We start from the raw sequence: 21,050 nt of genomic DNA on the forward strand, positions 1-21,050 counted from the left end.
GCGACGCTCAATAGATGGGTGATTTATCGGATACGGAAGGATAATTTGTTATGACAAAAGCAATCAAGAAAGATACCATTCACGCCGGTGGAATTGACATTGGTATTTACACAACAGATTTCAAAAATGAATATATATCACTCACAGATATAGCGAAATACAGAAGTATTCAACCTTCGATTACCATTATGTTAAACGTCGTGCTGTTTGGCAAAACTGCACGATTTAGCTGCACGTCAGTTGAATGTATTAGATTCGGTGAATTTGGAGGATTTGCCGCAGTTGCCAGATATTAAAAAAGAATAGTAAACCATTATTAGCAAGAAAAAGGCTGATGTAATCTCTTATTGGACTACATCAGCCTACGTGTTAGCTATAGATTATTTCAGCGTTCACAACTTCTCTCGCTCGTTGGACGGCGTTATTCATCTTGCGAACCCATAGCATTTGATTGGTGGCTTTGAGTTGTTCGGTGCAGCCTTCTTCTTTGGCGAAAGATTGCACGAGCTCGTTGTATATCTTCTGTGCCTGTTCGTCAATGTCGGCAAGGTATTCGTTCAGTTTGCATTTTGTGAGCATATTGGTATATAAAATCGGGCGGCATCGTTTGATATAGCGAAGGTGTTGTTGTCCCCATAAACCGATAGGTCGTTTATCCTGTTCGGGAAGCGTTAAATTGGGAAGTAAATAATCTCCCTGCTGTGTGTATGTAATCTCCATTGTCAGACCTCCTTGACCTTGACTTTCTTGACTTTGGCTTTTGTAAGCTTGATTAGCAGATCGTCGATGATATCGGTGTACTTGCCCTGTGTTATAAGGTCATTCCTCAAATCAATCAAGCTGTTGATAACCGTGCGCCGTTCATTGGGTGTTAAATACAGGTGGTATTTTGGATTTCTAATTCGCTGTCCTCCTTTAAAAAATCTTCATACGGCGTATCATTGTTCACAAAGGTATCAAGGATAAGCCTTGTGCCTAATCTGAAACCAACCATAAAGCTGTCGAGTTCCGACTGAGCTAAAATACTATTAGAAGTGTTGATGAATGAAAGAAATGCTTTCTTTTCATCACCGGTCAGCTTTTCGGTCAGGAGTGCTTCACTTTCTGAGAGAATAGTAATCTGCTTTTTCAGATAGCTGCCGTTCTTAAAACCTCGTGCCTGCGGATCAATATTGCCGTAGTATAACTCTTTAATAATGTTTTTCATCTGTAATTTCTCCGATTACGTTATTATTGTACGGAGAAATTGAATAAATCACAAATGTGCGAGCGAGAAATGTGTGCAACTACCGATAAAACCTGAATTTTTCATAAATCCGTTATGAACACTCGTACCAAACAACAAAGGGTATCAATACAAAACAGTATTGATACCCTTTGTTCTTATATTCAGCAAATGAACATCTTGTCTTTAATTATGTATAGTTTTGCAATTAATAACAAAACAGTCAAAGCAAAAACTTTAACTGACTGTTATTGTTAAATCCGCTTAAAAAAGATAGAATACAAAATATGATAAAATAAATACCGTATTTGTATATTTTACTCCGCTATTTCTTCTGATTCATCTCGGTAATTTCCAAATTTAAAAACAAAGCTGATTTCGGAACAATTTGTATTAAAACTTACCAAACATTCGGCATCAATATCATTGTCAAACGAATAATCTAAAAACAGTTCGTTAAAGTCAACATTATCGTAAAAATCAGCATTTATATTTTTTGCGTCAAAATACTTTCCAAGCCCTTTAGCAAAACTGTCGCTGATATTGTCGTTTTTATTAAACAAAGCTTTTGAATTTACAGAGCTTATATTTAAATTAAATATCATATGTGACTCATCGTCCATAACAAAACTGATCATCCAAGTCCCATTCCGGCACCGCCCTGTTTTCTTGCTCTTGAAATTAAATAGACAATAAGCTTTATATTTTATAAATATACCATAAATTTAAACGGCATAATATATTTTATATGTAAATATTGCAATAATATAAATTAAATGCTATAATATCAAAAGTAATCATAAAGGAGGAGAATATGAAAAAGTCATTCAAATGTATATCATTAATGCTTTCTTCATTGCTCATTCTCGGCTGCGGTTCTACTGCGTTTTCTGCCGCCACTGTTGAAGATAACGAATCCGTTAAAGCTATTTACGAAAAGATTGAGGAAGGCAGAACCGTTTTATACGACGAAAACAAGAACGAAATTCCTGTTGAAAAACTTAATAACGATACTGAAAATATAAGCAAAAAACTTCCGCAAAAATATGACTTGCGAGATTACGGCAGAGTATCGAAGGTTAAAAATCAGGGTTCCGAGGGATATTGCTGGGCATTTGCATCTGTAGCATCAATGGAATCGAGTATTCTCTCGCAAAATGACCTAAAAAGCAAGCTCGGAGAAAATCCGCAAGACACTATTGACTTATCAGAGGCAGGACAAACCTGGTACATACATTCAGGCATAGTTGACAAGTCATCTCCTTTTTACGGCGATTACATAGACGATTCGTCAAAAGGCAGTAACGGAGGCACTTCCGATACTCTTGCCATCTCGCTTAACTCGGGGTTTGGTACATATCCGCAAAGTCTTTGCCCTTACAATGAAGTGAAGAAAGGCTTTTCAGAAACCCTTAGATATTATTCAGACTACAGACTCAAGGACTACAGTGAAATAAGCAATAACAAAGATACTTTAAAATCAAAGATTGTGTCAAACGGTGCCGTTACCGTTTACTATCCAAGCATTACCGACTGCTATTCTTCCGACTACGCAAACTATTACAGCGATAATACCTGCATTGGAATCGGAGATTCGCATTTAATAGTCGTTGTCGGCTGGGACGATAATTACAGCAAAGATAATTTTACCGGTAAAGTCAAGCCTTCAAATGACGGTGCATGGCTGTGCAAAAACAGTTGGGGTGAGCATTACGGCAATGATGGTTACATTTGGATTTCTTACGATACAACCAATCTTGCTTTTTCTCAATATATAATGCAAGACAACAATGCTTATGACAACGAATATCAGAACTGCTTTGTCACTCAAGGGTACGGTTACAATTATGAAGGTGCAGCAAATGTATTTACCGCCCAATCCGACGAACAGTTAAAACAAATCAGTTTCAAAACCTTGGGTGCTTATGATTATACCGCCTCTGTTTATGCACTTAATGCTGATTTTGATAACCCAAAAGACGGCAGACTTCTCACTGCTTTCAGCGGGAAAATTGAGAATAACGGCGTACATTACATAGATGTAAAAGATCAAGTTTACCTTACATCGGGTGAAAAATTTTCGGTTGTAATTGAGTCAAACAACGATTCAAGCTATATGTCTTTTTCGAGTTCTTTACTTACAAATCAGAATTGCAAAGAAAATAATTCCTATATACTTAGCCATAACCAATGGAGTGATGCATATAATCAGCCTGATATTTCAAGGGCATATGCCTCTATAAAAGCTTTTACTTCCGATTTAGATAACAGTGAAGTTACAGAAAATCTAAAAAAGGCCGTTTCAGATGCCGAAAACATAGATAAAAGCAAAATCTCCTCCGAAAAATACGCAAATCTTCTGAATAATCAGATTGAAGCGTCAAAATCCCTTTTAAGCAATTCATCTTGCTCTGTTCAAGATATGAACAATGCTGTTATCCTTTTAAAATACTATGAAGAAAAAGCCGTTGACGCTCCTTATGAAATAAGCAGTATTGACGATTACTTTACGCTTATTGAAATTTGCAATAATTACGGCTATATTCCGGAAAAAATAAATCTAAATACCGACCTTGATTTCGCCGATTATGATAAAGAAGTACCACCGCTATGCACCAGCGACGGTTATTTCAGTTCTGTATTTTACGGAAATAATCATACAATCAAAAACATTAAAATCGGTTCAACACAAAATGAATTGAACAATATCAGCGGATTCTTCGGTTCTTTGCAAGGTGCAAAAATATATGATTTAACAATAGAAAACGCAAATGTCGCACCTGCAAATGTTAGCGGTGTGCTTGGTGCTTACGCTAAATATGCCGCTATTTTAAACTGCACTGTAAAAAACAGCACTGTAAATTACAACTACTTTTCCGATACTCAATCATCGGGAGCAATATGCGGTGAAGCGTGGTACTCAAGCGTTTCATACTGCAATGTTGAGGGCAATACAATATACGGCAAATACGCAAGTGAATTTGCTTTTTCCGTACAATCAATTTACGGTTACTGCACTCAAAAAAGCAACAAAGTTTATGCAACAAAATCATTGTCTGTATTTGATGAGGCAAACTCAAAGATGAGTAACCTCTCCTTTATTCCTGCTCCGGCAAACAGTGATATTTTTATTGAAATGCGGGACAATTATGTACGAGTTTCGTCATTACTGCATAGCGTAACAAGCTGCAGTTCAGATACGGTCAGCGTAGAAAAATCAGGTGATTATTATTACATTGATAAAAGCACTCTCAACGATGACGATTTTGTACTTGTGAACATCGATTATAAAGACAGTAACAATGATTACAATTATACGGTTGACCTAAGTGACAAGTCATTGATTCTTATTTCAATTAATTATACAGTGTCAGAAACTCTTGAAATCCCTTCCACCTATCTTGGACGACAGGTGAAAAATTTATCCTCATCTATATTTGTAACAACAGATACAAGCAATGTTAAAACCCTTATTTTACCCGATAGCCTTACAACTCTCGATAATACAAATATTAAACCGATTTACACTCTTGAAAATCTTGTGATCGGAAACGGAATTACAGAAATCCCCGACAGTTTTGCAAACTATATGAATAATCTTGAAAATGTAAAACTCGGTAACAATGTAACCAAAATCGGCAAAGATGCATTCTGTGGATGCGCAAGACTGACAGAGATAAAAATTCCCGACAGTGCAAAATACATAGACGATTATGCATTCATCGGTTGTTCTTTCAATAAAGTATTAATCGGCAAAAATGTTGAATACATAGGTGATGAAGCGTTTGGATATTTCGATTATATTTTATCAAACAAAGGAAATTCAAATATATTGAACCCATATTATGTAATCAACGGTTATTCCTCTACCGCAGCCGAAAAATACGCAAAAGAAAACGAAATTAAGTTTATAGACCTTAATAATCAACCCGCTGATACAGAACAGACTTATACATATATAAACGACCTTGTTGCAGGGGACATCAATCTTGACAATAAGATTGATGTAAACGATGTTACTCTTTTGCAAAACTATTCAGCCGGCAATGCTGAATTTAACGATTTTCAGTACAAAAATTCAGCTGTTACCCACTACATCACATCAATTACAATTAATAATGTAACCGAAATTCAGCGTTACCTTTCAGGATATATTGATACTCTTGAAATTTACAGCGTAGGTTAATTAAAAAATATATGCACCTGTAAGCCGCATGATTTACAGGTGCATTTTTTTACAATTAAGTAATACAATAAATTTCCGTAAAACACAAAACAGACCGCTGGCAAACGGTCTGTTCTGTATTGTGTGTTTTATGAAAATGAAGCCCGTTCGTAACAGGCACATTTCAACAATGTTACAGTAACTATATATAGTTACTACTTTAATATTATACCGAAAATCGCCATAAAATCAAGTGTTATTTGCTGTATTTGTAGGAATCGTAAGCCAAAAAGGCAAATTGCACATAATTTGCGAGTAAAGTTTGTTTATTAATTTTCGAGGCTTTTTTAAAGTTTGACCAAAACAAACAAATATTCTTTGATTTATGTCAGAGTTTTTAGATTTTTTAAAAACTGTACTTACAAAAGCAAAATAAAAAGCACCGTGTAAAAACGGTGCTTAAAATACTGATTATAGATTAGTCAGCTGTGTATGGGAGCAAAGCAAGGTGTCTTGCACGCTTAATTGCAACTGTAATTTCACGCTGATGTTTTGCACAAGTACCTGTTACACGGCGAGGAAGGATCTTACCTCTCTCTGACATATAACGACGAAGACGAGCGATGTCCTTATAATCAATGTGTTCAACCTTATCAACGCAGAAACCGCAAACCTTCTTGCGAGCTTTTCTACCACGGTTAATTGGTCTGTCAGCCATTGTGAGAACTCCTTTCAATGAATTATATTATAATTCAGTTAAATTTAAAATGGTAAATCATCATCAAGCGGCATATCCTGAAAATCTGAATTTGAACCGCTCTGATATGACTCAGCAGGAGACTGTGCCTGCTGGTATGGAGCCGAGCCGTAAGACTGGTTAGAGCCATAAGACTGTGCGCCATATGATTGATTGTTGCCGTAAGACTGATTATTGTATCCGTTAGCATTACTGTCACGGCGTTCGCCTGTGAAACTAACATTGTCTGCAACAATCTCTACTACATAACGGTTAGAACCGTCTTTTGCCTGGAACGAACGACTCTGGAGCTGTCCGTCAACAGCAATCATAGAACCCTTGCTGAAATATCTGCAAACAAATTCAGCAGTCTGACGCCAGCAAACAATATTGAAAAAATCCGCCTTGCGTTCTTCACCGCTCTTTACATATGAACGGTCAACCGCAATACTGAAAGATGTTACGCTGACACCGTTAGGGGTTGTCTTAAGTTCCGGATCGGCAGTTAATCTGCCCATTAAAACCACTCTGTTAAGCATTTTTAAGTTCCTTTCGTGTTCGAGGAATAACCCCTACAAAGGTTCATTCGTAAATTATTCTTCTTCTTTTTTGATGATGATTGAACGCATTACACCGTCTGTAATCTTGTAGATACGGTCGAGCTCTGCAGGGAACTCTGCTGTGCTTTCAAAATCAAAGAGAACATAGTAGCCTTCGCTCTCCTTGTTGATAAGGTAAGCAAGCTTTCTCTTGCCCCATTCGTCAACATTCTTTAAAGTGGCATTGTTTTCGATGAGAGCCTTGAATTTCTCTACTACCTTCTGAACGTTCTCTTCGCCGTTCTTAAGAGAAACTACCATTACTGTCTCGTAATTAGCTGTTACTGCCATTATATTGCACCTCCTTCTGGACATTATGGCGGCTTTCGCCGCAAGGATGTTATACTCTTTATATTGCATAACAAAATTATTATACCATTATTTTTGCTTTTGTCAATATTTGAAATCAAAAAATTCGGAAAAAATCCGCAATTTTTCTTTGATTATTGACATTTTACCTCCTTATGGTAACATATTATTAAAGTACAGGAGGCAAGTATGACAAAAGTAAAAATTTGCGGACTTAAAAATCCGACCGATATAAAATGTATTAATACACTCTCCCCCGATTTTGCAGGGTTTGTTATGTTTTTTGAGAAAAGCCATAGGAATATTTCTGTCCAAACGGCGCAGGAATTGCTCGCTTTGCTTGACAAAAATATAAAGAGCGTTGCCGTTACCGTATCACCAACCGAAGAACAGCTTGAGCAGATACACACCCTCGGCTTTGACTATGTGCAAATTCATGGCAAAATCAGCGAAAAGCTTTTGAGCGAGTGCAAAACCCCCGTTATTCGGGCAATTAATGTGAGCGGAATTGAAAGCATTGGCGATATTGAAAATCTTGACAATGTAAAAGGAATTTTATTTGATTCGGCAGTACCCGGCAGCGGCAAGAGTTTCGACTGGTCTATGCTTGAAAGACTCCCGAAAAACCAAAAAATGCTTTTCCTTGCAGGCGGACTTACAGCCGACAATGTAGCCAAAGCCGTTGCTCAGCTGCGCCCCTTTGCGGTAGATGTCAGCTCAGGCGTTGAGCTTGCCGACAAATCGGGCAAGGATTTTGAGCTTGTCAGAACATTTATTGAAAATGCGAGAAATTCTAAATAATCACAAATAATCAAACATTATTCAAATCCACTTAAATATAATTACAAACAGGTGACTGAAATGAAAGAACACAATTATAAAATGAACATATCGCAGGCAGAATTTTTTAATATTCTCGGCAATCACACCCTAAAAGATATGCCGCTTTCAAACCTAAACAGAAACACCGCAAGCGATACAACACTTTACGGCTCTGTAAACGGTAAATCCGCAAAACTCTGTCCTCACCCTGCCGACAAATACAAGCCTTTTAATCCGATAAATGAAATTACAGCCGAAGAGCGTGGAACTCAGCTTGATGTATGCGTTAAATCTTACACAAACAAAAAAGATATAATATTTTGGATCGGTTTTCTTGTATTGGTTACGGTTTCAACCTGCCTTGTCCTTTTCCTAAGCTATCCCGAAATCTATACAGAACTGCCGTTTATATGGTTTTTGCCCGTATTCGATATAATTGCTGTTTCACTGTTATTCGGCTTTATGATAAAAAGCAACAAAAATGTTTTCTTTAAACGCTTTGAAAAGATTTTCAAGGACTACATAGTGCAATAAAAAGTAGGTTCTATGGTAAATTTTATAAAATCAAAATTTAGTTCAACCCTTTTTAAAAGGTGCTGTTTTGAGCAGAGCCAACAAAAGGCAAGTGTAAGTTTAAAAAGGAAATAATTAAATAACTTATTTTGCCAAGTACAAATTTTATTAGAAAAATATAAGTTAGAGGTTCCAAGGTCACTGACCTTGGTCGTCTAAGGAAAAGGGATACTTAAGGGGAAAGGGACTCGAAATCCCTTTCCCCTTAAGCGTGCTTTCTTTTGGAGCTTTTCTTTTCACGCAAAAGAAAAGCGGAATGGTAGGCATTTTATTATAATGTATAAGTAGTTTACAGGCAACAAACTTATAAAATAATCTTTCTGACTTATTCCTACTTACGCAATTAAAAGGCTCTCGCCATTGTATTCAAGCCGCAAACGGCAAGCCATTTGGCTGTCAGACATTGTATAAAAGAAAACTATTTGCGGGCGTTGCCCACACCCACAACCTTTGAAAAGGTTGACCAAACTTTTAACTTCGGGCAGAAAATTTTTCTTTCTCTTAACTTTGTTGTCCGACCGAAAGTCGGCTAAACCATATTCACCCCAACTTTTGAAAAAGCATCTTATTTTAATTAAAATAAAATCTGATGAATTTTATATTATAGAAATCGCAGGTTGTAAGGTCGTTTGTGTCAAGCTCGTTTATAAGAATATAGTTTGCCGCAACGCCGAGCAAATATCCTGATTTTGTGACAATTGTATTTGAACCCACAAGAAAATCAATGGATACTCTTCTTCCGATTTGAGTGCGTATAAAACCGTTTAGATATTGCACACTTTCGGCTGTTACCTCATACGGATTTTTTATGTCGGTCAAAAGGCTTGCCGTCGACATTGCAGTCTGATTGTTTTGCATATTTTGCATATTCTGTTCGTTTATCATTGCGGGGGTCGGCAATGTTTCGGGATTGTACGGCTGGGTTGAATCTATGTTCTGAATTTCACGAACCGCCAAATCATTTGCAACTTCATTATTTTGACTTTCGGCAGGGATTGTCTGTGTAAGTTGATTTATCGACTGCCCCGACGCAGGATTTCTTCTATTCAGTGCCTGTTGATCAGGACTGAAACTTTGATAATTCGGACTTGTGGGGCTAACCAATGTAGCCAGGTCAAGTATGGATGGAATTTCGTAACCGTATTGCTGTATGGTATTTGGAATCTGGTTGTTTATACAATTATAATTATTGCAGGCTGAGGGATTGGTGTCGAGATTATACAGAGTATTTGGGTTGAGCTGCTGCGCCTTTTTATTGTTGATGTAATTTACCAAAACAAATCACTCCTATGTGTTTTTGTAAGCCTGTGTCGGAGAATAAAAACAATGTTTACCGATACGATTGTAAATCACGCCGATATTGGTAGGAAAATAGTTTGGACAGGTTGAGGAATAAGGATTAAAATAGAATAAAGAATTGCCGACCGAGCTGTCAGTATTGCCTGCAAGTGCCCAATCTGCAATTTCGTAGTGTATATCTTCAGGTACAATATTATACACATTTTGCGAATTGTACTGACCCCCTACGGAAGTCTTTAAGCAGGTAAACTGATTTGGCTGTGTAATGATTGCCCGCACATCTCCACCGTTGCTTATCCGTGCAAATTCCCCGTAAGGAACAGTTGACCTGTTGATAATCACAGAGGCAACCGCACGCATACCTTCAATCCCCTCTCCTCCGCTTTCGCATTTTAACAACCGAGCAAACAATTCTCTTGTGTCAAAAGCCATAAAATCACCCGCCTTACGAAAAATAATTCGGTATTGCTTATTCATTTCATTTTATGATAAAATAATAATTTAGTTACAGGTATTGACAATTTTTAATTGAGCCGTTATAATAATTGAGTACGATAATTTAATATGGAGATGTACCCAAGTGGCTGAAGGGTCTGGCTTCGAACACCAGTAGGTCGGTAACTCCGACGCGAGAGTTCAAATCTCTCCATCTCCGCCAAAAGCACTCGAGCAATCGGGTGCTTATTTTTTGTGATAAACACTGAAAAATCGGCTTATTTGCTATGTTTTTCAATCACTCAGCCTTTGCTTTTTGAGTGAATTTCGGTATCAAACAATATCAGCTAAAATCAATAAAGTTACACAGTAAATTATGCCATAGAGAGATTTTTGTACTATCCGAACAAGTCAGTTTACTTAAATAATACTCATCCGGTTCATATTTTGAAACTGTATCAAGAACATAATCAGCAGAAACAATCATAAAATGAATTAATTTATCATCGTCCATAAAACCACCTGCTTGTTCTTTAATCCATTTTATATATGGTAATCAATAACTTAAAAAAAGAATGATTTGGAAATTCTTTTCAGACTTGTTGCCATTCACCTGCAATAAATTTAAAACGCATTTCTTCCGTTGAACGGCAATAACTTTCCACATCCGCCCATCTGATTGAAAACAATTCCATTTCATTATTTTCAAGAATAACTGTTAAACCGTCAAAATCATCACTTACAGATTTTATATTTAAACCGTAACTGTTTATATTTTTTTAAATATCCCATTTTTCGATTTTAGTTGCTATAATTATCACCCGCATTTCTCTGTTAATTTTATAGTAATAAACTTTATAATTACTTAGCTTAAATAATATGCCGGACCATAATTTAAGTATCCGTACTAAACAAATGTATTTACTTCTGTTCGCCTGCATTGCGGACAACGGGCATTTTATCAAAATCATAGTATGAGAGTTCGTCTATTCCGTTTAAAAATGCGTGACAGCCGTTTACTATCATAAGATTGGTCTGCTCAATATTATAGCAACACACTATTACTTTTTTGCCTGACGCATAGGCATATCCGCACTCCCACGCAGTTCCGCTGTCGGAGTACATTCCACCGTAAAGCAAAACAACCGCATCGCAATCGTCAATTCCGCCTTTGTCAATTTTAAAAATTTCCTCTGCCCATTCTGCATTGGTAAGGCTTTCCCTGTTCTCAACATCGTGCTCCATAGGTACAAAAACTTCGTGACCTTTTGCTTTAAGAATTTCAACCGCACGGTGAATATTTGCAATTTCGTTATCGTTAAAAAACGGCGATGCAAGGTAAATCTTCATATTAAAATCTCCTAAAAAATATTAAAAACATTATCGGTATGGTAATCGCCGCCATTGCCTGCGACACAAGAGCAAGGCTTGCGCCTGTTTGCGGACTTTCTCCGTATGCCGATGAAATTATAACGGTGTTAAGTCCTAACGGCATTGCATTTGCACAGAGTGCGGCAAAAACTATTTCATTATCCGTATTCAAAAGCCTTAACGCAGTCACAAAAATTGTAGGAAAAACTATCAGCCTAAGCACCGCCACAATATAAGTCTGCTTTACCTTGAGCAGGCTTTTTATTTCATATCCCGCTATTACAAACCCAGTCAAAATCATTGCAACAGGTGCCATACAGGCGGCACAATCGGTAAGAATTGTACTTACAAGCCGCACCCTCGGTATTTGCAAAAGTCCGAGAATTGCGCCGATAAACAGCGACACAAATATCGGATTCAGCAATGACTTCAAAGAAAATCCGCCCTTGTCCGACGGCACAAGCCAAGCAATTCCGATTGAGTAAGTAAACATATTCAGCGGCAAGGTGAATATTAAATAATCGAAAAGTTCAATGCTGTCAGCGCCGTATATGCCCTGAACAAGCGCAGTTCCGACAAATCCGAAATTTGATACCGAAAGCGAATATCTGTACACTTTACGCAAATACTCGTCTTTGGTAAGAAATTTTGAGATAATAAAAGCAAGCGCTACCGCAACAATCAAAAGCGCAGTGCTGTAAACAAGGAAAATCCATTTTCGGCTTATATTTTCCACCGTACAATTATTCCAAAATGTATTGATTACGACCGCAGGCATAAATATTCCGTTTTCAAGGCGTGACAAAGTCCTGCCACTGCCGTCAGATAAAATATTTTTCTTTTTAAGAACAAAGCCGATAAGAATAAAAGAAAAAAGCACGGCTATGTGATTAAGCGTAGATGAAAGTATTTCCATACGATATTTCCTTTATATTATAATACAAATTTCAGCATAAAACAATAACCGCAGGTCGAGCTGACCTGCGGCTGACAATATTATTATTAATTTTTTGTAAAATTGTATTCATTTGTTTTCTTCATCTTTTGAGCATTTATCGTCACACTCTGCCTGTTCTTCCTTTTTTTCAAGGTTCATAACCGCTGAAAGTCCTGCCGAAACCGAAGAAACCAAAAGTCCGCAGACTGCGCTTTTCCACATTTCTGCATTTGCAAAATCCGTTCCCGTCAGAAACAACGCAAGATTAGCGAGAATATATCCGAGTGCCGTCTGTAGGAATGTACGCAATGCTCTTTTAAGGCAGTTTTTAGTAAAACACATCTTCATATTACATAATATTCCGTTGCCTTAAAAATGTACTTATTTATTATCGGATATTTCGGGCAATCCCGCAATACTTGTAAGCAACGAAAGAATACCCGAAAGCACGCTTGCGGAAGCAACCGCTACCCAATTCACATCACTTAGCACCGCAGACACGCCGATAACCGAAATCGCTGTTTGAGCCACGGTTTTTGCCGCACGGATACCCGCAGCTTTCGCCCATATTTTAAAACCGTTTTTCATAATTTCACCCCCTGTAATACATTTTAATTTAAAAGTTCAATATAAATTTCTGCCCATAAAAGCGATATTAGCTTATTTCTTTTCACTATTTATATGCTCAAGGTCAGCAATTCTATGATTTACAACTCTTATTTCTTCGTCCGTAACGGCTGACATTCGCTCAAGTTTGAAAACACGCTCTTGCAGATGATTATATTTATCCTGCTTATGTTCAAGCTGATCTAACCGATACACAATCAATGATTTGGTCTTTTCGTTTTCGCTTTCCTGTCGCTTACGGTTTGACGCATTTATCAGCAATTGACAAATAATACTTCCGCCCGCAACAATCAGCGCAGTCACAATTTCCGTACTCATATCACGCCCCCCTTACCTATGCGTAAAATACTTTTAAAAATTGCAGTAATTAGGCTAATTTTATTAAAAAAGAATTAAAAAGGCACAAAAAAGCACCCTGCCGTGAGTCGCCCAAAAAAGTTAGACTAAAAATCTAACGATTTGGAGGTCGGTTCACCGAGCAAGGTGCAATTTTGAAATACAGGTATAAAAATGTAACTTGTTAATTAAAGAATGTCGATATGCTCGCCGTTGAGAGCCTTGTTCATACTTCTTACTGCGCAGAATTTACCGCACATTGAGCAAGTATCTTCGTGCTCAGGTTTGCGGTCATCACGGATTTTTCTTGCGGTTTCGGGGTCAATGGCACAATCCCATTGAGCCTCCCAATCAAGCTTTCTTCTTGCGTCTGCCATTTTGTCGTCAATTTCTCTTGCGCCGCGCACACCTTTTGCAATATCGGCTGCGTGCGCCGCAATTTTAGAGGCAATAATTCCCTGCTTTACATCGTCAACATTCGGTAAAGCCAAATGCTCGGCAGGAGTTACATAACAAAGGAATGCGGCACCCGAAGCAGCGGCAATAGCACCGCCGATTGCGGAAGTAATATGGTCATAACCCGGGGCAATATCTGTCACCAACGGGCCTAAAACATAGAACGGAGCGCCGCAGCAGATTGTCTGCTGAATCTTCATATTAGCCTCTATCTGGTCCATCGGCATATGACCCGGACCCTCTACCATTACCTGAACATCTTTTGCCCATGCTCTTTTTGTAAGCTCGCCAAGGCGCACAAGCTCCTCAATCTGACAAACATCGGAAGCGTCTGCAAGGCAGCCCGGACGGCAAGCGTCACCGAGAGAAATTGTTACATCGTACTCACGACAGATGTCGAGAATTTCATCGTAATACTCATAAAACGGGTTTTCGTTACCTGTCATACACATCCAGGCAAACACAAGTGAACCGCCACGGGAAACTATGTTCATCTTTCTCTTATGCTTTTTAATCTGCTCAATAGTCTTTCTTGTAATACCGCAGTGGAGTGTTACAAAGTCCACACCGTCCTGTGCGTGAAGTCTTACAACATCAATAAAATCTTGTGCTGTAAGTGTATCAAGGTCACGCTGATAATGAATAACGGAATCGTAAACAGGTACAGTACCAATCATTGCCGGGCATTCGCTTGTGAGCTTTCTGCGGAAAGGAATTGTGTTGCCGTGCGACGAAAGGTCCATAATTGCGTGAGCGCCCATATTTACAGCCTGCATAACCTTTTCCATTTCAATATCATAATCTTTGCAATCTCTTGAAATACCGAGGTTTACATTTATTTTTGTTTTTAGCATTGAGCCTACGCCCTCGGGGTCAATGCACTTATGGTTTTTATTTGCGCAAATTGCCACCTTGCCCTCTGCTACGAGCGGCATAAGTTCTTCTACTGTCATTCTTTCTTTTTTAGCTACGATTTCAAGTTCCTTTGTTACAATTCCCTTTCTTGCAGCCTCCATCTGTGTTGAATATTCTCTCATATTTCATCTGCCTTTTCATTTAAAATTTTGTAAAATATAGTTATGCATCAGCGATCCTCTGCCTTTGCCGAGGTCAAGTTTTACGCCGATTGCTTTTGTTACATATGTCTTTGCGTTCTCAATGGCTTGAGGAATTTCAAAGCCTTTCGCAAGATTGCTTGCTATTGCGCTTGAAAGCGTACATCCGGTGCCGTGAGTATTGGGATTGTCAATTCTTACCGAGGGGTAAGTATAAAACTCGCCGTCGGAGTAAAGCAAATCATCACTGCAATCCTCTAAATGACCGCCCTTACAGAGTACGGCACAGCCGTATTTATCGGAAATTATTTTAGCGGCATTTTGCATATCCTGTAAATTTTTGATATTAATTCCGCTCAAAATTTCAGCCTCGGGTACATTCGGAGTGGCAAGTGCGGAAATCGGCAAAAGGTATTTTTTCAGATTTTCAAGCCCCTGCTCGCTTATGAGCCTGCTGCCGCTGGTAGATACCATTACAGGGTCGGTCACAATATTTTTTGCTTTGTAAAAATTGAGCTTGTCGGCAATTACTTTTGCGGAATTATTGCCGTAAACCATACCTATTTTTACTGCGTCAGGGAAAATATCGGTAAACACACAGTCAAGCTGATTTGCTATAAACTCGTCGCTCGTCTGCTCAATACCGTATACGCCCGTTGTGTTTTGCGCCGTAAGGGCGGTAATGACGCTCATTGCATAGCAATAGTGCATTGTTATTGTTTTTATATCAGCCTGTATTCCCGCTCCTCCCGAGCAGTCGCTACCGGCTATTGTCAATACAGTTTTCAAACTAACCTCCGTAAATTACGCTGTCTGCAAGTTTTCTTAATTTTTGTGCGGCGGAACAGATATTGTCAGCGCCAAAAATCGCACTCACCACTGCAACGCCGCTTATACCGCAATTTTCAAGCTGCGGTATATTATCTGCGCTTACACCGCCGATTGCCACAACAGGAATACCGACAGTGCCGCATATTTTCTTAAGATTTTCTGTACCGAGGTATTTTGCGTCTGCCTTTGTAAGTGTGCCGAACACCGCACCGCTGCCTATGTAATCCGCTCCGCTCTGCTCTGCTTTTTTTGCAAGTTCAATTGTGCGTGCCGAGCCGCCGATTATTTTATCTTTACCGAGGATTTCTCTCGCCTTGGCAAGCTCCATATCGTTCTGACCGAGGTGCACACCGTCAGCACCTGTCTTTATTACAACATCTGCGTTATCGTTAATGATCAACGGTGCGTTATACTTTTGGCAAATTTTAAGCAGACTGTCTGCCTCTTTACAGAGTGTATCAAAATCGACTTCCTTATCTCTTAACTGAATCATTGTTGCGCCGCCCGATAAAGCCTGCTCAACGCTGTACTCAAGTCCACGGTCGCCTATGCATTTTCTGTCTGTAATCGCATATAACGCAAGCATATTTTTGTCAAATTTCACGCTGTATCACCCCAATTCACGCTTAATTTTCATAACTTCGTCATTTATATTTTCACTCTGCATAAGAAGTGACATAACGCATACACCGGCAAAATTCTTGCTGTTTAGGGATTTTAATTCTTTTGCGGTATCGGCATTTATGCCGCCTATTGCGTAGACGGGAATATTTACACTGTCACACACATTCCGCAAAAAATTTACCCCTTTACCCTTTAGTCCTTTTTTGCAGTCGGTTTCAAAAATATTACCTGCCGTAATGTAATCCGCTCCGTTTTCTTCGGCAAATATTGCGTCCTCCGTACTGTGTATGGAAGTTCCGAGCAAATCAAAATTCTCTCTGCCCTTTAAATCTTTAAACGCACCGAAAGGCAGATGAATTTTTTTAACACCGAGTTTTACAGCGGTTTCGGGAAAATTATGTATAATCAATTTGTCTTTGTCACAAACCGAAAGCACATTTTTTGCAAGATTGAAGTATTCCTGTTCTGAAAGATACTTCTCTCTAAGAATTATATATTGTGTATCGGAATCGGATATTTTTTGTATTTTCTGTAAAAAATCATCTTTGCAAAGCGGCTTTGCCGTCACGCTTACTACATTACACATAGATGTAATCGCTCATAACGGGCTGTAAGCCCTTATCGGTAAGAGCCTTGTAAACCTCGTCAACATTTCTGCTGTCTGAAATTTCAAACTGCTCGTCGCCCTTTTTCTCTCTTTCACCGTCGTGACCGCCTATTCCCACATCTACGCCTGCGGAAATCTTAGTTGCCGCAATGTCAACCACATTGTCACGGAAGCGCTGACACTCCCTCGTTGAAATAGTAATGCTTGCAAACGGCATAAACAATCTGTACGCACAAATAACCTGCAAAAGCTGCGGTTCGTGTACATCTTTCGGATTGATTTTATCGTTATTGATAATCGGTCTTAATCTTGGGCAAGAAAAAGCAATTTCTGCGTGCGGATACTTTCTTTGAATAAGATAAGCGTGCATACCTGTGGCAAATGCGTCTTTACGGAAGTCGCTAAGTCCTAAAAGCGCCGCAAAACCTACGCCACGCATACCGCCCATCAAAGCTCTTTCTTGAGTATTTACTCTGTACGGGAAAATTCTCTTATGACCCGCAAGGTGGAGCGTTTCGTATTTATCGGAATTATAGGTTTCCTGAAAAACGGTTACATAGTCGGCACCGCATTCGTGCACATAACGGTACTCGTCGCTGTTCATCGGATATACTTCAAGTCCTACGACTTTAAAGTACTTTCTCGCAATTTTGCAAGCCTCGCCGATATACTTAACATCCGACATTTTTTTGCTTTCGCCTGTCAGAATAAGTATTTCCTGCAAGCCTGTCTTTGCAATTGCCTGCATTTCGTGCTCGATTTCCTCTGCGTTCAGCTTTGCACGGTGAATTTTATTGTGACAGTTAAAGCCGCAGTAAATACAGTAATTCTCACAATAATTTGAAATGTAAAGCGGTGTAAACATATTTACGGAGTTGCCGAAATGCTTTTTGGTTTCCACTCTCGCAGCCTCTGCGATTTCTTCAAGCAAAGGTAATGCCGCAGGCGAAAGCAAAGCCTTAAAATCGTCAACAGTTTTTTCATCGTGCTCAAGTGCCCGTCTTACATCGTTTTCGGTATAAATTGACGGGTCATATCCGTTCATTTCTGCAATTACTCTGTCGGGTATATCAGAATCAATCTGCTCCATATCGGGCAGATATTTCATATGGTCAATTCTTTCTTCCATTGTTCACGCCTCAACTTTCAAGAAATCCCGTAAGAGGTGATGATGCAGACGCACCGTTCTCAATTACTCTGCCAAGACCTGAAAGATAAGCCTGTCTGCCTGCCTCAATCGCCTTTTTAAATGCGTTTGCCATCATAGGAATATCACCTGCAGTTGCAATGGCGGTATTGCTCATTACAGCCGCCGCACCCATTTCCATAGCCTCGCAAGCCTGCGACGGTCTGCCGATACCTGCGTCAACAATAACAGGCAAGTCTATTTCGTTGATGATGATTTTAATAAATTCCTTTGTTGCTATTCCCTTGTTTGAACCTATCGGAGAGCCGAGCGGCATAATTGCGGCAGCACCCGCATCTCTTAAACTTCTTGCCACATTAAGGTCCGGATACATATACGGAAGTACGATAAAGCCCTCTTTGGCAAGTGCCTCGGTTGCCTTTATTGTTTCGTAATTGTCTGGCAAAAGGTACTTTGAATCTCTGATTACCTCAATTTTAATAAAGTCGCCGCAGCCTGCCTCTCTTGCAAGTCTTGCAATTCTTACAGCCTCATCGGCATTTCTTGCACCCGAGGTATTGGGCAAAAGAGTAACATTCTTAGGAATATAGTCAAGAATATTTGCAACCTTGCCTGTTACAGCTCGTCTTAGTGCAAGAGTAATAATCTCTGCGCCTGCATTTTCAACTGCCGCTTTTATAAGGTCAAGCGAATACTTACCCGAACCGAGAATAAATCGGGAATTAAATTCGTGTCCGCCTAAAATCAGCTTATCATTTTCCATTATTATTATCTCCTTTATAATTTAATGCGGAAAAACTCAACAACCGCCGCCGACAAAATTTACGATTTCTACTACATCTCCGTCTTTGAGAACAGTAGCGGCGTAATTTGCCTTCGGCAGAATTTCCTCGTTAAGCTCAACCGCAATTCTCTGCGGTGAAATTGAATTTTCTTCAAGGTACTGCATAAGTGAAATTTCAATTTTATCAATATCAACTCCGTTTATTCTTATCATAACTTCACCTCCGAAAAGCAAAAAATAAAGTGCGCCGAACCGACGCACTTTGTATGTAAAATATTTACCGTAAGCCTATAGCAAACTTACGCTGCAAAGTCCCTCCGTTGGCATTATCCAAATCAGGTTTACGGTCGAAATGTCAATTCATTTCCTCTCAGCCACTCGGCTCCCGTTTTGTATTGTTTTCTTTATTATAGTACCAAATTAATGAAATGTCAAAACAAATTTATAAAAAATCCGACAAATTATTACTGCTTATCCCAACTGTCTTTCTCTTTTTTAGCCTTGGGATTATCCCAACTGTCGTAATTATTACTGCCTGCATTCACTTCATAACCGTCGTGTGTATCGCAGTTTTCACCTGTAAAGCCGGGATTACTGCTGTAATCGGAATTGAAGTTTTGAGGATTTGCATTATAATTTCTGTTGTAATTTTGCGCATTGTTTTGATTATAATATGCGTTGCGCTGGTTATTGTAGTAAGCGTTCGGATTGCTGTTCTGTCCGTAAAAATTATTTGGATTTACTCCGCCGTTCGGATAATACTTTGTGTTGTATCCGTGGTTGCCCTGCGGTCTGTAATCGTTCGGGAATTGTGTATCGGCATAAATATCTGTCTGATACTTTTTTATAATATTGCAAACTTCAACATAATCGGGAATATCGGAAATAGTAAAATTATCAGAATGTCTGTTGCCCGAACGAACAGCGGCGTAATGATGACATTCGGAAATAACATCGCCTACTCCGAGCCACTGGTCAAAAATACCTCTGTGAATATACACATGCGAAAGGTCTGTAAAAGGCTTAAAATTATACTGTTTGGAAAAACAGCCGTTTGTACTGTAAATGCCTTTATCGGTAATGGCATATTCCGTATTTTTCAGCTTTCTGAAAGAAAAAATAACACCGCCGAGATATATCCATACAGGCATTAAATGAAGAGCGAAAAAGCCGACAAACATCCATACGCTTGAGTCTAACTCAGAAAGGTCACTTGAGAAAATTTGACTTATAAACATAAAGTCAAACATAAACCAAATGAAAGCAAAAATAAGCATTGGGTTAAAAATACACTCAAGCACAAAGCACGACTTCTTAGGTCTGCCCGACCACACAATTCGTTCGTTATTCATCATATTTTTTAAGTCATCGCTTACCTTGTAATCATCATACATAATTTGTTCTCCTCACATTTTCCTGTAACAATTTATAGACTTCCATATAATCTGAAATATTTTTTATTTTAAGCGGAGCCATATTTACGGGCGTCAGACTTCCTATTTTCTGTTCGGGAAACTCAAAACTTAAAGTCACGGTACCCGTCTTACACAAGATGTCAGAAATTTCTTTCCTAATCTGAATATCGTAAATCTCTCTGTACGGCTTATAATACAGCTTTTTTGAAAACAAGCCTTTTGTAAGAAACACTCCGCAGTCGGTTATTGCATACTCGGCATTTTTATACTGCCTCACGGAAAAGGCAAAACCGATTACATACAAAATTGTCGGCAGTATATTCAAAAAGATAAACAGGTAAAATCTGAATGCGTATTTAAATTCATCGGCAGGTTCTCCGAGAAACATCGGTGCTTTAGGCGTAAGAGGTGCATCGCCGTTTATATACGCAATCAAAACATAAACCGAAATCAGCAAAGAAAAAATCAGCATAGGATTAAAAAATCTTTGCAATACCGCACATTTTCTCTCTGGTTTTCCTTTTCGCAAAACTGTCTGACTGCCGACTGCCATTTTTAAAGTATCGGTCAAAGTATAATCGTAATTCAAAATCAATACCCTCTGTGTAACAGTAAAATTTTGTCTATTTGTTGTATATTTCATCTTATTATAATACATAATTTTGCAAAAGTCAAAAGAATATTTTTGAATAAAAAG

General features: G+C 38.7%; 26 protein-coding genes, 1 tRNA gene, 1 pseudogene and 1 riboswitch. Of the genes and pseudogenes, 5 read left to right on the top strand and 23 right to left on the bottom strand.

The window, feature by feature from the left end; genetic code table 11:
- Positions 1-50 precede the first annotated feature (50 nt).
- Positions 51-167 (top strand): annotated as a pseudogene (locus KGF34_RS11810) (KilA-N domain-containing protein); the annotation flags it as partial.
- A gap of 202 nt (positions 168-369) precedes the next feature.
- Here KGF34_RS11810 and KGF34_RS03230 read toward each other — a convergent pair.
- The 3 genes from KGF34_RS03230 to KGF34_RS03245 all read right to left on the bottom strand — a co-directional run bounded on the left by KGF34_RS03230 (position 370) and on the right by KGF34_RS03245 (position 1,863).
- A complete protein-coding gene (locus tag KGF34_RS03230) occupies positions 370-720 on the bottom strand; it encodes a TnpV protein (protein ID WP_227176789.1) in 351 nt (116 codons plus the stop codon).
- Positions 721-871: 151 nt separating this feature from the next.
- Complete coding sequence (locus tag KGF34_RS03240) at positions 872-1,207, bottom strand: DUF6809 family protein (protein ID WP_252559788.1); 336 nt, start codon at positions 1,205-1,207, stop codon at positions 872-874.
- 335 nt (positions 1,208-1,542) lie between these two features.
- Complete coding sequence (locus KGF34_RS03245; protein ID WP_252559789.1) at positions 1,543-1,863, bottom strand: hypothetical protein; 321 nt, start codon at positions 1,861-1,863, stop codon at positions 1,543-1,545.
- A 176-nt stretch (positions 1,864-2,039) separates the two neighbouring features.
- On the opposite strand from KGF34_RS03245, the gene KGF34_RS03250 reads away from it, so the two are divergent.
- Positions 2,040-5,411: a C1 family peptidase gene (locus tag KGF34_RS03250; protein ID WP_252559790.1), complete on the top strand. Its 3,372-nt coding sequence runs from the start codon at positions 2,040-2,042 to the stop codon at positions 5,409-5,411.
- A gap of 457 nt (positions 5,412-5,868) precedes the next feature.
- Here KGF34_RS03250 and rpsR read toward each other — a convergent pair whose 3' ends face one another.
- Genes rpsR through rpsF form a run of 3 tightly spaced genes read right to left on the bottom strand, consistent with a single transcriptional unit; the run spans position 5,869 to position 7,016 of the window.
- On the bottom strand, positions 5,869-6,108 hold the full coding sequence (gene rpsR, locus KGF34_RS03255; protein ID WP_022234226.1) for a 30S ribosomal protein S18: 240 nt from the start codon (positions 6,106-6,108) through the stop codon (positions 5,869-5,871).
- Between the two features lie 44 nt (positions 6,109-6,152).
- The gene (gene ssb / locus KGF34_RS03260) at positions 6,153-6,665 is read right to left on the bottom strand and encodes a single-stranded DNA-binding protein (RefSeq protein WP_022234225.1); all 513 of its coding nucleotides are present in this window, start codon (positions 6,663-6,665) and stop codon (positions 6,153-6,155) included.
- 54 nt (positions 6,666-6,719) lie between these two features.
- The gene (gene rpsF, locus KGF34_RS03265; protein ID WP_022234224.1) at positions 6,720-7,016 is read right to left on the bottom strand and encodes a 30S ribosomal protein S6; all 297 of its coding nucleotides are present in this window, start codon (positions 7,014-7,016) and stop codon (positions 6,720-6,722) included.
- Between the two features lie 207 nt (positions 7,017-7,223).
- Here rpsF and KGF34_RS03270 point away from each other — a divergent pair, with 207 nt between their 5' ends.
- The gene (locus tag KGF34_RS03270) at positions 7,224-7,835 is read left to right on the top strand and encodes a phosphoribosylanthranilate isomerase (protein ID WP_252559791.1); all 612 of its coding nucleotides are present in this window, start codon (positions 7,224-7,226) and stop codon (positions 7,833-7,835) included.
- A 60-nt stretch (positions 7,836-7,895) separates the two neighbouring features.
- The gene (locus tag KGF34_RS03275) at positions 7,896-8,390 is read left to right on the top strand and encodes a hypothetical protein (protein WP_022234222.1); all 495 of its coding nucleotides are present in this window, start codon (positions 7,896-7,898) and stop codon (positions 8,388-8,390) included.
- Positions 8,391-8,999: 609 nt separating this feature from the next.
- Here KGF34_RS03275 and KGF34_RS03280 read toward each other — a convergent pair.
- Together KGF34_RS03280 and KGF34_RS03285 are read right to left on the bottom strand one after the other, a co-directional pair.
- Positions 9,000-9,704, bottom strand: coding sequence for a hypothetical protein (locus tag KGF34_RS03280; protein ID WP_022234168.1), 705 nt, complete (start codon positions 9,702-9,704; stop codon positions 9,000-9,002).
- Between the two features lie 12 nt (positions 9,705-9,716).
- Entirely contained in the window at positions 9,717-10,160 is a 444-nt protein-coding gene (locus KGF34_RS03285; RefSeq protein ID WP_022234167.1) for a cell wall hydrolase, read from the bottom strand.
- A 134-nt stretch (positions 10,161-10,294) separates the two neighbouring features.
- On the opposite strand from KGF34_RS03285, the gene KGF34_RS03290 reads away from it, so the two are divergent.
- Positions 10,295-10,386 (top strand) — tRNA-Ser (locus KGF34_RS03290).
- Positions 10,387-10,506: 120 nt separating this feature from the next.
- On the opposite strand, the gene KGF34_RS03295 is transcribed toward KGF34_RS03290, so the two are convergent.
- The 15 genes from KGF34_RS03295 to KGF34_RS03365 all read right to left on the bottom strand — a co-directional run bounded on the left by KGF34_RS03295 (position 10,507) and on the right by KGF34_RS03365 (position 20,996).
- The gene (locus KGF34_RS03295; protein ID WP_022234166.1) at positions 10,507-10,677 is read right to left on the bottom strand and encodes a hypothetical protein; all 171 of its coding nucleotides are present in this window, start codon (positions 10,675-10,677) and stop codon (positions 10,507-10,509) included.
- Between the two features lie 407 nt (positions 10,678-11,084).
- Positions 11,085-11,513, bottom strand: coding sequence for a nucleoside 2-deoxyribosyltransferase (locus KGF34_RS03300; RefSeq protein ID WP_022234165.1), 429 nt, complete (start codon positions 11,511-11,513; stop codon positions 11,085-11,087).
- Position 11,514: 1 nt separating this feature from the next.
- Positions 11,515-12,450 carry an AEC family transporter gene (locus KGF34_RS03305; RefSeq protein WP_022234164.1) on the bottom strand — a complete coding sequence of 312 codons (936 nt, stop codon included), beginning with the start codon at positions 12,448-12,450 and terminating at the stop codon, positions 11,515-11,517.
- 108 nt (positions 12,451-12,558) lie between these two features.
- Positions 12,559-12,819, bottom strand: a complete 261-nt coding sequence (locus tag KGF34_RS03310; RefSeq protein ID WP_022234163.1) for a hypothetical protein — start codon at positions 12,817-12,819, stop codon at positions 12,559-12,561.
- A gap of 33 nt (positions 12,820-12,852) precedes the next feature.
- A complete protein-coding gene (locus tag KGF34_RS03315) occupies positions 12,853-13,059 on the bottom strand; it encodes a holin (RefSeq protein WP_022234162.1) in 207 nt (68 codons plus the stop codon).
- Between the two features lie 72 nt (positions 13,060-13,131).
- A complete protein-coding gene (locus KGF34_RS03320; protein WP_022234161.1) occupies positions 13,132-13,416 on the bottom strand; it encodes a hypothetical protein in 285 nt (94 codons plus the stop codon).
- A 206-nt stretch (positions 13,417-13,622) separates the two neighbouring features.
- Positions 13,623-14,927 (bottom strand): phosphomethylpyrimidine synthase ThiC, encoded by a 1,305-nt coding sequence (thiC, locus tag KGF34_RS03325; protein WP_022234158.1) that lies wholly within the window; start codon positions 14,925-14,927, stop codon positions 13,623-13,625.
- Positions 14,928-14,942: 15 nt separating this feature from the next.
- Positions 14,943-15,734, bottom strand: a complete 792-nt coding sequence (gene thiD, locus KGF34_RS03330; protein ID WP_252559792.1) for a bifunctional hydroxymethylpyrimidine kinase/phosphomethylpyrimidine kinase — start codon at positions 15,732-15,734, stop codon at positions 14,943-14,945.
- A gap of 1 nt (position 15,735) precedes the next feature.
- Entirely contained in the window at positions 15,736-16,380 is a 645-nt protein-coding gene (thiE, locus tag KGF34_RS03335; protein WP_252559793.1) for a thiamine phosphate synthase, read from the bottom strand.
- Between the two features lie 6 nt (positions 16,381-16,386).
- Positions 16,387-16,986 carry a thiamine phosphate synthase gene (locus tag KGF34_RS03340; RefSeq protein ID WP_252559794.1) on the bottom strand — a complete coding sequence of 200 codons (600 nt, stop codon included), beginning with the start codon at positions 16,984-16,986 and terminating at the stop codon, positions 16,387-16,389.
- Positions 16,979-18,136, bottom strand: a complete 1,158-nt coding sequence (gene thiH, locus KGF34_RS03345) for a 2-iminoacetate synthase ThiH (protein WP_022234154.1) — start codon at positions 18,134-18,136, stop codon at positions 16,979-16,981. Before thiH ends, KGF34_RS03340 begins: the two co-directional genes overlap by 8 nt.
- A gap of 10 nt (positions 18,137-18,146) precedes the next feature.
- On the bottom strand, positions 18,147-18,917 hold the full coding sequence (locus KGF34_RS03350) for a thiazole synthase (RefSeq protein WP_022234153.1): 771 nt from the start codon (positions 18,915-18,917) through the stop codon (positions 18,147-18,149).
- 36 nt (positions 18,918-18,953) lie between these two features.
- Positions 18,954-19,151, bottom strand: a complete 198-nt coding sequence (thiS, locus tag KGF34_RS03355) for a sulfur carrier protein ThiS (RefSeq protein WP_022234152.1) — start codon at positions 19,149-19,151, stop codon at positions 18,954-18,956.
- A gap of 81 nt (positions 19,152-19,232) precedes the next feature.
- Positions 19,233-19,337: riboswitch (TPP riboswitch) on the bottom strand.
- A gap of 65 nt (positions 19,338-19,402) precedes the next feature.
- Positions 19,403-20,332 carry a PH domain-containing protein gene (locus KGF34_RS03360; RefSeq protein WP_252559795.1) on the bottom strand — a complete coding sequence of 310 codons (930 nt, stop codon included), beginning with the start codon at positions 20,330-20,332 and terminating at the stop codon, positions 19,403-19,405.
- Positions 20,325-20,996 carry a PH domain-containing protein gene (locus KGF34_RS03365; protein ID WP_252559796.1) on the bottom strand — a complete coding sequence of 224 codons (672 nt, stop codon included), beginning with the start codon at positions 20,994-20,996 and terminating at the stop codon, positions 20,325-20,327. Before KGF34_RS03365 ends, KGF34_RS03360 begins: the two co-directional genes overlap by 8 nt.
- Between the last annotated feature and the right edge of the window lie 54 nt (positions 20,997-21,050).

It is taken from the genome of Ruminococcus sp. FMBCY1 (genome assembly GCF_023921805.1).
In the GTDB taxonomy this organism is placed as follows: Bacteria; Bacillota; Clostridia; order Oscillospirales; family Acutalibacteraceae; genus Ruminococcoides; species Ruminococcoides intestinale_A.

Coding starts and splice junctions, on each gene's coding strand:
- KGF34_RS03310 (WP_022234163.1), bottom strand. CDS start 12,819: ATGAAGATGTGTTTTACTAAAAACTGCCTTAAAAGAGCATTGCGTACA.
- thiS (WP_022234152.1), bottom strand. CDS start 19,151: ATGATAAGAATAAACGGAGTTGATATTGATAAAATTGAAATTTCACTT.
- rpsF (WP_022234224.1), bottom strand. CDS start 7,016: ATGGCAGTAACAGCTAATTACGAGACAGTAATGGTAGTTTCTCTTAAG.
- rpsR (WP_022234226.1), bottom strand. CDS start 6,108: ATGGCTGACAGACCAATTAACCGTGGTAGAAAAGCTCGCAAGAAGGTT.
- KGF34_RS03340 (WP_252559794.1), bottom strand. CDS start 16,986: ATGTGTAATGTAGTAAGCGTGACGGCAAAGCCGCTTTGCAAAGATGAT.
- KGF34_RS03315 (WP_022234162.1), bottom strand. CDS start 13,059: ATGAAAAACGGTTTTAAAATATGGGCGAAAGCTGCGGGTATCCGTGCG.
- KGF34_RS03285 (WP_022234167.1), bottom strand. CDS start 10,160: ATGGCTTTTGACACAAGAGAATTGTTTGCTCGGTTGTTAAAATGCGAA.
- KGF34_RS03250 (WP_252559790.1), top strand. CDS start 2,040: ATGAAAAAGTCATTCAAATGTATATCATTAATGCTTTCTTCATTGCTC.
- KGF34_RS03320 (WP_022234161.1), bottom strand. CDS start 13,416: ATGAGTACGGAAATTGTGACTGCGCTGATTGTTGCGGGCGGAAGTATT.
- KGF34_RS03365 (WP_252559796.1), bottom strand. CDS start 20,996: ATGAAATATACAACAAATAGACAAAATTTTACTGTTACACAGAGGGTA.
- KGF34_RS03295 (WP_022234166.1), bottom strand. CDS start 10,677: ATGGACGATGATAAATTAATTCATTTTATGATTGTTTCTGCTGATTAT.
- KGF34_RS03230 (WP_227176789.1), bottom strand. CDS start 720: ATGGAGATTACATACACACAGCAGGGAGATTATTTACTTCCCAATTTA.
- KGF34_RS03360 (WP_252559795.1), bottom strand. CDS start 20,332: ATGTATGATGATTACAAGGTAAGCGATGACTTAAAAAATATGATGAAT.
- KGF34_RS03275 (WP_022234222.1), top strand. CDS start 7,896: ATGAAAGAACACAATTATAAAATGAACATATCGCAGGCAGAATTTTTT.
- KGF34_RS03305 (WP_022234164.1), bottom strand. CDS start 12,450: ATGGAAATACTTTCATCTACGCTTAATCACATAGCCGTGCTTTTTTCT.
- thiC (WP_022234158.1), bottom strand. CDS start 14,927: ATGAGAGAATATTCAACACAGATGGAGGCTGCAAGAAAGGGAATTGTA.
- KGF34_RS03300 (WP_022234165.1), bottom strand. CDS start 11,513: ATGAAGATTTACCTTGCATCGCCGTTTTTTAACGATAACGAAATTGCA.
- thiH (WP_022234154.1), bottom strand. CDS start 18,136: ATGGAAGAAAGAATTGACCATATGAAATATCTGCCCGATATGGAGCAG.
- KGF34_RS03240 (WP_252559788.1), bottom strand. CDS start 1,207: ATGAAAAACATTATTAAAGAGTTATACTACGGCAATATTGATCCGCAG.
- KGF34_RS03270 (WP_252559791.1), top strand. CDS start 7,224: ATGACAAAAGTAAAAATTTGCGGACTTAAAAATCCGACCGATATAAAA.
- KGF34_RS03245 (WP_252559789.1), bottom strand. CDS start 1,863: ATGATCAGTTTTGTTATGGACGATGAGTCACATATGATATTTAATTTA.
- KGF34_RS03350 (WP_022234153.1), bottom strand. CDS start 18,917: ATGGAAAATGATAAGCTGATTTTAGGCGGACACGAATTTAATTCCCGA.
- ssb (WP_022234225.1), bottom strand. CDS start 6,665: ATGCTTAACAGAGTGGTTTTAATGGGCAGATTAACTGCCGATCCGGAA.